The following is a 308-nucleotide window of genomic DNA, read 5'->3' on the forward strand; positions in this document are numbered from 1 at the left end:
TTCACGGAGGCGGTGTAAACGATTGAACCACCCTCTGCGACCGATGGGGTGGCGGTCAGAGTCACGGTCGAAGTATCGACCGTGTCGGTGACGGCGGTTGTCACAACGCCTTGGTTCGCCACCAGGCTTTCGTAATTGCCGCCTGTAACAGTAGTAATGCTGTTATTCACAGCTGCATGGCCGACATAGACGTCGTTGCTGACCGTCGTCGTTACAGTCCCGGAGCTCTGGCCGACTGCGATCGTGATGGTTTCGCCATTGGCGAGTTTCACGGTGACCGGGGCATTGGTGACTGGCGCGGTGACGGA

The 308-nt window shown here is 58.4% G+C and carries 1 protein-coding gene; it reads right to left on the reverse strand.

Going from position 1 to position 308, the window contains the following annotated elements; translation table 11 throughout:
• Window positions 1-308 (reverse strand): immunoglobulin-like domain-containing protein (locus SJI00_RS22445; RefSeq protein WP_322463871.1); only part of this gene is annotated, 308 nt, incomplete at both ends.

Source organism: Pseudomonas gebzensis, assembly GCF_034427815.1.
Classification (GTDB): domain Bacteria; phylum Pseudomonadota; class Gammaproteobacteria; order Pseudomonadales; family Pseudomonadaceae; genus Aquipseudomonas.